Consider the following 10997-nt stretch of genomic DNA (forward strand, 5'->3'; position numbering starts at 1 on the left):
GGGAAGGCGCCGATGATCGGGGTCTTGCGCGCCGAGGAGATCGAGTCGGAGGCCAGCGCGCGCTGGACCTCGACGAAGTTCGTCGTCCAGTAGCCGAAGGACAGCACGAAGCCGAGGCCGAAGACGATGCCGACGACCGACCAGAAGTCGGAGTCGAAGCCCGACAGCGCGTTGCCGGGCCAGGAGTTCAGCTGCTGGTCGGCCGGCGCGATGCCCGAGTTCTGGTCGGCGGCGGCGGTGAGCTTGTCGGTCAGTCCGCCCCAGCCGCCCACCCGGTGCAGGCCGAGCAGGGTGAGCGGGACCAGCGAGGCGACGATGACGAAGAACTGCAGGACCTCGTTGTAGATCGCCGCCGACAGGCCGCCGAGGGTGATGTAGGAGAGGACGATCGCGGCCGCGACGATGAGCGCCACCCACTGCGGCCAGCCGAGCAGCGCGTGGATGATGCTGCCGAGCAGGTAGAGGTTGATCCCCGCGATGAGCAGCTGCGCCACCGCGAACAGGATCGAGTTGACCAGGTGCGCGCCGGTGCCGAACCTGCGCCGCATGAACTCCGGCACCGACCGCACCTTCGAGCCGTAGTAGAACGGCATCAGCACCACGCCGAGGAACAGCATCGCCGGGATCGCCCCGACCCAGAAGTAGTGCACCGTCGGGATGCCGAACTGGGCGCCGTTCGCCGACATGCCCATGATCTCGACCGCGCCGAGGTTGGCCGAGATGAACGCCAGTCCCGTCACCCACGCGGGCAGCGAGCGCCCGGAGAGGAAGAAGTCCACCGAGTCCGAGATCTGGCGACGGGCCAGCACGCCGATCCCGAGGACCACGAAGAAGTAGAGGAAGACGATCAGGTAGTCGACCCAGGTGGCGTCGATGATCGTGTCGGCCAGCACGGTGACCGCGAGCGGGGGTGCGGACATGCGAACGGCCTTTCTGCAGGTGCGGCCTCGAGCGCATCGACGCGGTGCCCGCGCGCTGACCGGCCCAAACCTCGTCCGACACCCTCGGTAGGACGAGGGCCGTGGCGGAGGAGATGACGCCCTGTGACGTCACCAGGTGTCAGATGACATCACTTACCTCTTGACATGACGTCACTATGATGTCATGGTGGTGCACATGGACATCACGCCGTACGTCGACAGCCTCCGCCGGGACCTGGTCGCGGCCGCCGAGGCCGCCGGCCCCGAGGCACAGGCCACCGCCGAGCGGCTCACCTTCGCGCTCGACCCGGCCGCTCGGCTGGCGCTGATGGAGGCCATCTCCCAGGCGGCCACCGAGATCACCGCCGAGATGCCGGCCGGGAGCGTCGACGTGCGCCTCGACGGACGCGAGCTCGCCTTCGTCGTCGAGGCCCCCGCGGCGCCGCCGGCCCCCCCGACGCCCCCGCCCCCGCCGGCACCGCCCGGCCCGGAGGACGAGGAGGAGGGCGGCATCGCCCGGATCACGCTCCGCCTGCCGGAGTCGGTGAAGGCCAAGGCCGAGGAGTTCGCCGCCAGGTCCGGCCACTCGCTCAACACCTGGCTGGTCAACGTGGTCCGCGCGGCGACGCGCGACAACGCGATCAACGTCGACATCGACCTGTCCAGCCTGCCCTTCGTCGGGGGCAACGACCCGTTCGGCGGCCAGGGACCGTTCGGGGGCAAGCGCGGCCGGCGCATGAGCGGCTGGGTCTAGAGCCCACCAGGACACCCCGGGCCGGCGCCCACCACACAGCCAGGGCGCCGGTCCGGTGGTCAGGCACACCCTTCTTCCAGATCGACCACCCCAGGAGAGACAGCCATGCCCGAGTACCACTTCGAGACCCACAGTCCGGTCAACCTGATCGTCGAGATCAGCAAGGGCAACGTGCACGTGGAGTGCACCGAGACCAGCGACTCCGTCGTGACCGTGGAGGGCAAGAACGCCGACGACGTCGTCGTCGAGCAGCGCGGTGACACGATCACCGTGCTCGAGCCCGGCCGCGGCCGCATCTTCGGTGACAACGCGCTGCGCGTCGACGTCACGGTCCCCGACACCAGCAACGTCGCGGTGAAGACCGGGAGCGCGGACATCCAGGTCGAGGGCCGGGCCGGCCAGGTGCAGCTGCGCAGCGGGTCCGGCGACTGCACGGTCGACGCCGTCGACGGCGACCTCCAGGTCGAGACCGGCTCCGGCGAGATCCGGGTCGACGACGTGCACGGCAACCTCAAGGTCAAGAGCGGCTCCGGCGACATCGAGGTCGGTGAGGCGGGCGGCACCGTCTCGATCTCGACCGGCTCCGGCGACGTCAGCATCGAGAACACCCACGGCAACAGCGTCTTCAAGACCGGCAGCGGCGACCTGAGCATCGGCGCCGCGCACGCCGACACCTCGTTCAGCACCGGCAGCGGCGACGTCGCGATCGAGCTCGTCGAGCGGGGCCGGCACTCGGTGAAGGGCGCCTCCGGCGACGTCGCGATCGGCGTACGTGCGGGCGTCCCGGTGTGGACCGACATCACCACGGTGTCGGGCACGATCCGCTCCGGCCTGAAGGGCGCCGGCCAGCCCGAGGACGGCCAGGACCACATCGAGCTGCGCGCCAAGACCGTCAGCGGCGACATCGCCCTGAGCGAGGTCTGAGACCCACCCGGAAGCGCAACCGCAGTCAGGCCGACTGTCGGTGCCCACAGCAAGAATGAGACCACCAGGAGACGAGGAGCACGGCCATGAGCAACACGCTGATCGAACTGCAGGCAAGGCACCAGATCCACGAGCGCCTGGCGCAGGCCTCCGCCCCGCGGATGCCCCACCGGAGCCGCCGGCACCGGGTCGCCGAGCAGCTCCGCCGCGTCGCCGACCGCGTCGACAACTGAGTGTCGGCCGATGGCCCTCGACCGAGATGTCAGATCTTGGTGCGGTGGAAGTTCTGATAAGAGCGCGACGGGGTCGGGCCCCGCTGTCCCTGATAGCGCGAGCCGTACTTCTCCGACCCGTACGGATGCTCTGAGGGCGAGGACAGCCGGAAGAAGCAGAACTGGCCGATCTTCATCCCGGGGTAGAGCTTGATCGGCAGGGTCGCGACGTTCGCGAGCTCGAGGGTCACGTGCCCGGAGAACCCGGGGTCGACGAAGCCCGCGGTCGCGTGGGTGAGCAGGCCGAGGCGGCCCAGGGAGGACTTCCCCTCGACCCGGGCGGCGACGTCGTCGGGCAGGGTCACCACCTCATAGGTCGAGCCGAGCACGAACTCGCCCGGATGCAGGATGAACGGCTCCTCGCCCTCCGGCTCGACCACGCGGGTCAGGTCGGACTGGTCCACCGCCGGGTCGATGTGCGGGTAGCGGTGGTTCTCGAAGACCCGGAAGTAGCGGTCGAGGCGGACGTCGATCGAGGACGGCTGCATCATCGCCGGGTCGAACGGGTCGAGGCTGATCCGGCCCGCATCGATCTCGGCCAGCACGTCGCGGTCTGACAGCAGCACGCGCACAACCTATCGAGGCCCGGTGGGCGGCAGTACGGTTCGGCCGTGGACATCAACGTCAACGGGCAGAGCTACTCGAGGTGGGAGGACGTCCCCGCCGAGGTCCGCCAGCAGCTCGCCGCCACGCTCCCCGACGCCGACAAGAACGGCGTCCCGGACCTGTTCGAGACCGGCGCGCTGCCCACCGGCGCCCAGGCCTTCACCAGCACCTCGATCATCGTGAACGGGCAGCCGGTGCAGTCCGCGGCCGACCTGCCACGCGAGCTCCAGGCCCAGCTCCAGCAGGCCCTCGGCATGCTGAGCTCCGCGTTCGGCCCGGCAGCCACGCCGGCCGCCCCCGGCACTCCTGCCCCGGCCGCCCCGGGTGCGCCGCTCCAGCCCGGCCAGGTGATGCTCAACGGCGTTCCGACCACGCCGGGCGAGGCCACGGCACCGGCGAAGCCGTGGTGGAAGCGCCTCTTCGGCGGGTGACGCCGAGGCCGGCCTCGTGCGCCGACTGAGGTAGCATCACCGCGCCGGTCCTCCGGCATGCGGATGTAGCTCAGTTGGTAGAGCGCGACCTTCCCAAGGTCGATGTCGCGAGTTCGAATCTCGTCATCCGCTCCACCCAGTCCGTGGTCGCGCTGAGCGCGACACTCTGCCCCACGTCGATGTCGCGAGTTCGAATCTCGTCATCCGCTCCAGCAACTTCCCAGCGCGAACTCGCCACCGCTCATCGAGCCTGTCGAGATGTCCGCAGCGAAGACACCCGGGTGGGTCCCAGCGCGAGCAGCGGTGATCTCGACAAGCTCGATCCGCGGTGGGCGAGTGGGGTGCGAGTGTCGCTCGATACGTCCCCGCCGATCGCGCCACTTTGCCGGCCGGTGCCGCTCTCGACCGGTTTACTTCAACCGTGACGTCTCGGTGGGCGGTGGCACTGGTCACGGCGTCGCTGCTCGCGGTCGCGAGTTGCACGTCGGAGAAGGACCCGGGTCCCGTCAAGCCGTCGCCGCAGCAGCCCCCGGCTCCGCAGGGCGGTACGGCGGACCAGCCCGTGCCCCTCGCCGCGACGAAGTCGCTGCTGGAGTGGGTCGCCACGCCTGGCGCGGTGGCCAACACGGTGACGACCAACGACACCTGGTTCCTGACCGTCGAGGCGTCCGGGGAGGGCTATCGACTCGACGGGCCGGACACGTCGTTCGGCACCGGGGAGGCGGACACCCGGATCACCAACGCTCTGCTCGACTCCGACTGGGCGGTGGTGGTCCGGCAGGACCGGGCCGGCGAGAAGCCGGCCACGGCCGAGGTCACCGACCTCGTGAAGGGCGAGCAGTTCACCATCGACGAGGCCTCCGACGTGCCGACGACGGCCGGCGGCACCTGGGCCCTCGGCGGCGACACCCTGGTCCACGCGACACTCGGGCCCGGCGGGGCATACTGCGTCGCGGCGGTCGACCTGCCCAGCCGGACGTCGTCGGTGACCTGGTGCGCCGCGGCCAAGCACGGCTTCAACGCCGCCCACGTGACCGAGGCGGGGACCACCGTGCTCGGCTTCGACGACGCCAAGCCCTCCTGCCGGACCGTCGGCCGGCTGGCCGACGACCAGCTCGACCCGTTCCCCGGCGTACCCCGGTGCGTGGCCTGGGAGGGAGCCCTGCTCGGCGACGACGCCGCCGTCTGGTCGGTCATCCCGAACGAGTCCGACACCGTCGCCGCCGAGTTCTTCGCACGGGTCGGCGACGGCTACTTCGACCTCGGCCCCGGCACCTCGGGGACGCTGGTGCCGTGCGCCGGCGCGGCGTACTTCGTCCGCGACCCGCAGCGCGAGGGCGACTCGGCACGGCTGATGCGCTGGGACGGCGTCGACCTGTCGACCGTGTACGCCGCCGAGCCCGGGCCGTCGTACCTGGACGCCCCGCGCTGCGGTGACGGCGCCCTGGTGCTCACCGCGCACGCTGAGACCGGTGACCAGCAGGTGATGGCAGCGCTCTGACTACGCTCGCAGCGTGGAGTTCACCGGCTTCCCCGTCGCGGCGCTCGACTTCTACGACGACCTCGAGGTCGACAACACCAAGAGCTTCTGGGACAAGCACAAGAACGTCTACGAGGAGTCGGTGAAGGCGCCGATGACCGCGCTGTGCGAGGCGTTGGGGAAGGAGTTCGGCGAGGCGAAGATCTTCCGGCCCTACCGCGACGTCCGGTTCGCCAAGGACAAGACGCCGTACAAGACCCACCAGGGCGCGTTCGTCCGCGTTGCCGACGCGACCGGTTGGTACGTCGAGGTCTCGCCGCGCGGGGTCCGCACCGGCGGCGGCTACTACCACGCCGAGGCGCCGCGCCTGGCCGCGCTGCGCGAGGCGATCGCGCACGACACCTACGGCGCCGAGCTGGCCCGGATCGTGAAGGAGCTGGAGCGCAAAGGCTTCACGATCGGTGGCGACGTCCTGAAGACGACTCCTCGCGGCTACGACAAGGACCACCCGCGGATCGCCCTGCTCCGCCACAAGTCGATCATCGCGGGCCGCCTGATCGGCTTCGAGCCCGTGATCCACACCCTACGGCTCCTCGACGTCGTGCGCAAGGACTGGCGGGCCACCCGGCCGCTGGTCGAGTGGGCCCAGCGGCACGGCGCCAGCTAGTGGTCACGACCGGAAGTTCGTCGGGTGTCCCGCACCCCGGGCACGCACCTCGCGGCGTTGGCGTCGCTCGCTGGACGAGCAAGTAGAGCGTCGCTCCGGCGCCTTGGATCCACCCCACAGAAAGCATGCACGCACCCGGAGCAGGTGAGGAGCCCGCGCCCGCGCGAACTCCTCGAACTCGGTCACACCCTTTCCACGCACTCCACGTCTCCCGCGTCACACCCGCGGGAGATTCTTCGCCTCAGCGCGTCATGGCGCCGCGGTGAAGCTCGCCATCGTCCGGGCCGGCTCCCAGTACGCCTTCATCGACGTCACCAGGCCGGCGTCGTCGACGACGTAGACCATGATCAGCTCGGTCGTGGTGTGGCTGCCGTCGGCGAACGAGGTGCGGATCCTGCCGACGTTGGCGCAGGTGTTGCCCTCCGGGTTGGCGAAGGAGTCGTTGATCTCGAACTCGAAGGTCGCGATCGGCGCGATCGCCTGCTCCCAGAACGCCGAGAGTCCGGCATGGCCGTGGTGGCCGCGACCCTCGCGGTCGAACATCGACCTCCCGACCGGGTCCTCGAGCACACAGTCCTCGGCGTAGACCGTCAGCCACTCGGCGAGGTCGCCCTTGGCCACCGCCGAGTAGGAGCGCATCGAGGCGGTCCGGGCCGGATGATCGTCGTCCGGTGCGTTCCAGGTGATCGCGTCCGAGGTGATCGCCGCAGTGCCCATGGCCGTCATCGTAGGGGCGAAACTGGAACACGTTCTACCTCCGGCCCGGGATAGTCCGTGACGATCTGGCGGTCCGAACACCGTTCTCCACAGCCATTCCGTCACGGACTACCCCGCCGTGCCGGATGCCTAGTGCGGCTGCCAGGCGTCCTCGTCAGCGGTCCGCGAGGTGACGGCCTTCGGCAGCTTGCCGTCCGCGAGCTGCTGGATCGAGACCTGCTCGAACACGTCGCGCAGCGACCGGCGCGCGGCGATCCAGACGTGCTGGAGCACGGTCGCGGTCTCGTTGTACTCGACCGCCTCGGGCCGGAGGCCGTAGACCGAGACGAGCGGGCCGTCGACCGCGCGGATCACGTCGGCGACCGAGACGGTGTCGGCCGGGCGGCCCATCCGCCAGCCGCCCGACTGGCCGCGCTGGGACATCACGATGCCGGCCCGGCGTAGGTCGGCGAGGATCGCCTGTAGGAAGCCGTGCGGGATCTCCTGCTGCCTGCCGAGCTCCTCCGCGCTGACCGCCTTGCCGTCCTGGCGAGAGGCCATCTCGATCAGCGCCCGGAGTGCGTAGTCGGACTTCGCGGAAACTCGCACGAGGCCAGTGTGTCAGATGTGTCGATCGGTTCTCTCGTCTTAGGCGACTGGGTCGAGACGATCTGGTCGATCTGTCAATGACGCGAACGGGCCGATGACGAACGACGCCGGAACGGTCAGGCTGAAGCCCGGGAGGAACCATGAAGCCTGGCGCCGTACTCGCCGTCGCCCTCGTCGTCCCGTTCGCGACCACGCTGGCCGATCCCGTCCCTCCCGCGAGCGCGGCGGCGGTCTGCCAGGGGCGTCCCGCAACCATCGAGGGCGCGCACGGAATCATCACCGGGACCGAGGGTGACGACGTGATCGTCGGGCACGGCACGGGCACCGACGTCCGCGCCCTGGGCGGCAACGACCTCGTCTGCGTCGGTGGTGGCCAGGTCTCCACCGGGCCGGGCGACGACTCGGTCGTCTCGACCGCTCCCGCCGGCGCCTTCACGTTCGTCGAGCTGGTCGGGGGCAACGACAGCTACGAGGGCGGCGCCGGTACGAGCGAGGTCGTCGCCGACGACGTGAGCTCGATCCACGTGGTGATCGGTGGTCCCGGCACCGTCGAGCTCGAGCCTCCCTCGACGCCCGGGACGGGCAGCGTCAAGTTCGGGTCGGCCGCGAGCCACCTCTACGCCTTCGGGGAGAAGGAGGCGCGGGTGGACCTGGCCGCGCAGACGGCGAGCGTCGACCGCCTCCTCTTCGTCACGACCAAGGGGCTGCGGAACGCGACGGCGACGGGGTGCAAGGTGCGGATGAAGGGCAACGACAAGAGGAACGACCTCGACGCCTTCGGCCGCGACGTCGTGGTCTCCGGAGGCGACGGTCGGGACCTGCTCCGTGTGGTCGTCAGCGCCGGCCTGGAACTGCCGAGGTGCCGTCACCACCAGTCCGTGCTCCGCGGTCAGGGCGGACCGGACCGGCTGCTCGGGCTGCTCGGCAACGACGTGCTCATCGGTGGGCCGGGCCGTGACTTCGCGGACGGCGGCGGTGGCGTCGACACCTGTCGCGCCGAGGTCCGCAAGCACTGCGAGAGGTGACTCAGGCCCCGATCGGCCGTGCGGAGCGCGGGTCACCCGCGTCCGCGGGCAGCTCGAGCTTGACCGCCCACGCGGTCCACAGCACCCAGAGCGTGAACACCAGCGAGGCGAGCAGCCCCTCGGTCACCCCGGGTGCGCCCGCCCACTCGGCCAGGGTCTGGTTCTTCCGATGCGCAGTCGTGAACGCTTCTCAAGTAATTCCATCGGATCTATGGATCAGTCGTCGGAAGAGATCCTGGTCACACCTGACCCTGCGTTTCCTTGCGAGCCGCGTGACCTGCTGCCTACGATGAAGTTACTCACTGGTAGAACCGGTCAGTAGCCCCAGACGGGGCGCCAGAGCCAGCCAACGACGACGAAGAGGTGCGTCCCGACCGTGAGCCACTACAAGACCAACCTCCGCGACATCGAGTTCAACCTGTTCGAGGTGCTCGGGCGCGACGAGGTGCTCGGCACCGGCCCGTTCGCAGAGATCGACGGCGAGACCGCGCGCTCGATCCTGGCCGAGGTCGACCGCCTGGCTCGCGAGGACCTTGCCGCGTCGTACGAGGACAGCGACCGCAACCCGCCGGTCTTCGACCCCGAGACCCACAGCGCACCCCTGCCGGAGTCGTTCAAGAAGAGCTACCGGGCCTGGATGGACGCGGAGTACTGGCGCACCCAGATCAAGGAGGAGTTGGGCGGCACCTATGCGCCGTCCTCGCTCAACTGGGCGATCGCCGAGATGGTGCTCGGCGCCAACGCGCCGGTGTGGATGTACGGCTGCGGCCCCGCCTTCGCGGGCGTGATCTTCCGCAACGGCAACGAGCGCGACCGAGCCATCGCCAGGCACATCGTCGACCGCGAGTGGGGCACCACCATGGTCCTCACCGAGCCCGACGCCGGGTCCGACGTGGGTGCGGGCCGCGCCAAGGCCACGCCGAACGACGACGGCACCTGGAACATCGAGGGGGTCAAGCGGTTCATCACCAGTGGTGAGTCCGACCTGCAGGAGAACATCGTCCACCTCGTGCTCGCCCGCCCGGTCGGCGTCGAGGGCGCCGGGGGACCCGGCACCAAGGGGCTCTCGCTCTTCATCGTCCCGAAGCATCACTTCGACGTGGAGACCGGCGAGCTGACCGGCGAGCGCAACGGCGTCTACGTGACCAACGTCGAGCACAAGATGGGCATCAAGGTCTCCAACACCTGCGAGCTCACGTTCGGCGACCCGTCCATCGGCGGCGGCGAGCCGGCCCGCGGCTGGCTGCTCGGCGAGGTGCACAACGGCATCGCCCAGATGTTCCAGGTCATCGAGAACGCCCGGATGATGGTCGGCACCAAGGCGATCGCCACCTTGTCGACCGGCTACCTCAACGCGCTGGAGTACGCGAAGTCGCGTGTCCAGGGGGCCGACCTGACCCAGTCCGGCAACAAGACGGCGCCGCGGGTCACGATCACCCACCACCCCGACGTACGCCGCTCGCTGATGGTGCAGAAGTCGTTCGCGGAGGCGATGCGCGCGCTGGTGCTCTACGCCGCCAGCTGGCAGGACCAGCTGCAGCGCTTCGAGCACGACGACGCGATGGGCTCCGCCGAGGCGAGGCTCGCCTCCGCGGTCAACGACCTGCTGCTCCCCATCGTGAAGGGCTACGGCTCGGAGCGCTCGTGGGTGCTGCTCGGCACCGAGTCGCTGCAGACCTTCGGCGGCTCCGGCTTCCTGCAGGAGTACCCGATCGAGCAGTACGTCCGCGACGCCAAGATCGACACCCTCGACGAGGGCACCACTGCGATCCAGGGCCAGGACTTCTTCTTCCGCAAGATCGTCAAGGACCAGGCGCAGGCGCTGGGGCACCTCGCCGGCGAGATCGACACCTTCGTCAAGAGTGAGGCCGGGAACGGCCGGCTGAAGGTCGAGCGCGCGCTGCTCGCCAAGGCCCTCGAGGTGGGCCAGGAGCTGGTCGGGCTGATGATCAACACCCTGATGAGCGCCGACGAGTCGGCCGAAGGCGGTGACATCAAGAACATCTACAAGGTGGGCCTGAACACCACCCGGCTGCTGATGGCGCTGGGTGACGTGATCTGCGCCTGGCTGCTGCTGCGCGGCGCCGAGGTTGCCCTGCAGCGGCTGAACGGCGCGCTGGCGTCGGCGGACAAGGCGTTCTACGAGGGCAAGGTAGCCTCCGCGCGCTGGTTCGCCCGCACCGTGCTGCCCCGGCTGGCGGTGGAGGCCGAGATCGCCGAAGCCACCGATCTGGCGATCATGGATCTGCCGGAGGACGCCTTCTGATCCGGGCGACCAAGGCGCAGAATGGCGGCATGACCCCCGCCATCCCCACCAGCCCGTTCGGCCGGACCGGCCACGAGAGCACCCGCGTGCTGTTCGGCGCCGCCGCACTCGGCAACGTGACCCAGGCGCAGGCCGACGCCACGATGGAGCTGATCCTGTCGTACGGGATCAACCACATTGACACCGCACGCTCCTACGGCGATGCCGAGCTGCGGCTCGGACCGTGGATGGAGACCCACCGCAACGAGTTCTTCCTGGCCACCAAGACCGGTGAGCGGACCAGGGAGGGAGCCGCCCGCGAGATCGGTGAGTCACTGGAGCGACTGCGGACCGACCACCTCGACCTG

At 69.7% G+C, this 10997-nt stretch carries 14 protein-coding genes and 1 tRNA gene; 10 read left to right on the top strand and 5 right to left on the bottom strand.

Annotated elements, in window-relative coordinates; genetic code table 11:
* Positions 1–920 (bottom strand): sodium:solute symporter family transporter (locus VFV89_RS06885; protein ID WP_414690356.1); only part of this gene is annotated, 920 nt, incomplete at its 3' end.
* 184 nt (positions 921–1104) lie between these two features.
* On the opposite strand from VFV89_RS06885, the gene VFV89_RS06890 reads away from it, so the two are divergent.
* The 3 genes from VFV89_RS06890 (at position 1105) to VFV89_RS06900 (ending at position 2831) form a co-directional block, all read left to right on the top strand.
* Complete coding sequence (locus tag VFV89_RS06890) at positions 1105–1674, top strand: pilus assembly protein HicB (RefSeq protein ID WP_329705179.1); 570 nt, start codon at positions 1105–1107, stop codon at positions 1672–1674.
* Between the two features lie 105 nt (positions 1675–1779).
* Positions 1780–2598 carry a DUF4097 family beta strand repeat-containing protein gene (locus VFV89_RS06895; protein ID WP_329705180.1) on the top strand — a complete coding sequence of 273 codons (819 nt, stop codon included), beginning with the start codon at positions 1780–1782 and terminating at the stop codon, positions 2596–2598.
* 86 nt (positions 2599–2684) lie between these two features.
* Positions 2685–2831 carry a hypothetical protein gene (locus VFV89_RS06900; protein WP_329705181.1) on the top strand — a complete coding sequence of 49 codons (147 nt, stop codon included), beginning with the start codon at positions 2685–2687 and terminating at the stop codon, positions 2829–2831.
* Positions 2832–2860: 29 nt separating this feature from the next.
* Here VFV89_RS06900 and dcd read toward each other — a convergent pair whose 3' ends face one another.
* Positions 2861–3436: a dCTP deaminase gene (dcd, locus tag VFV89_RS06905; RefSeq protein WP_329705182.1), complete on the bottom strand. Its 576-nt coding sequence runs from the start codon at positions 3434–3436 to the stop codon at positions 2861–2863.
* A 45-nt stretch (positions 3437–3481) separates the two neighbouring features.
* On the opposite strand from dcd, the gene VFV89_RS06910 reads away from it, so the two are divergent.
* The 4 genes from VFV89_RS06910 to VFV89_RS06925 all read left to right on the top strand — a co-directional run bounded on the left by VFV89_RS06910 (position 3482) and on the right by VFV89_RS06925 (position 6054).
* The gene (locus tag VFV89_RS06910; protein ID WP_329705183.1) at positions 3482–3907 is read left to right on the top strand and encodes a hypothetical protein; all 426 of its coding nucleotides are present in this window, start codon (positions 3482–3484) and stop codon (positions 3905–3907) included.
* A 59-nt stretch (positions 3908–3966) separates the two neighbouring features.
* Positions 3967–4042, top strand: a tRNA-Gly gene (locus VFV89_RS06915).
* A gap of 286 nt (positions 4043–4328) precedes the next feature.
* A complete protein-coding gene (locus VFV89_RS06920) occupies positions 4329–5408 on the top strand; it encodes a hypothetical protein (RefSeq protein WP_329705184.1) in 1080 nt (359 codons plus the stop codon).
* A 13-nt stretch (positions 5409–5421) separates the two neighbouring features.
* Positions 5422–6054: a DUF2461 domain-containing protein gene (locus tag VFV89_RS06925; RefSeq protein WP_329705185.1), complete on the top strand. Its 633-nt coding sequence runs from the start codon at positions 5422–5424 to the stop codon at positions 6052–6054.
* Between the two features lie 249 nt (positions 6055–6303).
* Here VFV89_RS06925 and VFV89_RS06930 read toward each other — a convergent pair whose 3' ends face one another.
* Both VFV89_RS06930 and VFV89_RS06935 read right to left on the bottom strand, forming a co-directional pair.
* Positions 6304–6771 (bottom strand): nuclear transport factor 2 family protein, encoded by a 468-nt coding sequence (locus VFV89_RS06930; protein ID WP_329705186.1) that lies wholly within the window; start codon positions 6769–6771, stop codon positions 6304–6306.
* Positions 6772–6900: 129 nt separating this feature from the next.
* Positions 6901–7359 (bottom strand): Rrf2 family transcriptional regulator, encoded by a 459-nt coding sequence (locus VFV89_RS06935; RefSeq protein ID WP_329705187.1) that lies wholly within the window; start codon positions 7357–7359, stop codon positions 6901–6903.
* Positions 7360–7499: 140 nt separating this feature from the next.
* On the opposite strand from VFV89_RS06935, the gene VFV89_RS06940 reads away from it, so the two are divergent.
* Positions 7500–8384 carry a hypothetical protein gene (locus tag VFV89_RS06940; protein WP_329705188.1) on the top strand — a complete coding sequence of 295 codons (885 nt, stop codon included), beginning with the start codon at positions 7500–7502 and terminating at the stop codon, positions 8382–8384.
* A gap of 1 nt (position 8385) precedes the next feature.
* Here the strand turns inward: VFV89_RS06940 and VFV89_RS06945 are convergent, their stop codons facing one another.
* Positions 8386–8511 (bottom strand): hypothetical protein, encoded by a 126-nt coding sequence (locus VFV89_RS06945; RefSeq protein ID WP_329705189.1) that lies wholly within the window; start codon positions 8509–8511, stop codon positions 8386–8388.
* 249 nt (positions 8512–8760) lie between these two features.
* Here VFV89_RS06945 and VFV89_RS06950 point away from each other — a divergent pair, with 249 nt between their 5' ends.
* Positions 8761–10650 carry an acyl-CoA dehydrogenase gene (locus VFV89_RS06950; protein ID WP_329705190.1) on the top strand — a complete coding sequence of 630 codons (1890 nt, stop codon included), beginning with the start codon at positions 8761–8763 and terminating at the stop codon, positions 10648–10650.
* Positions 10651–10679: 29 nt separating this feature from the next.
* Positions 10680–10997 (top strand): aldo/keto reductase (locus VFV89_RS06955; protein WP_329705191.1); only part of this gene is annotated, 318 nt, incomplete at its 3' end.

The sequence above is a fragment of the Nocardioides sp. genome, from assembly GCF_036274455.1.
Taxonomy (GTDB): Bacteria; Actinomycetota; Actinomycetes; order Propionibacteriales; family Nocardioidaceae; genus Nocardioides.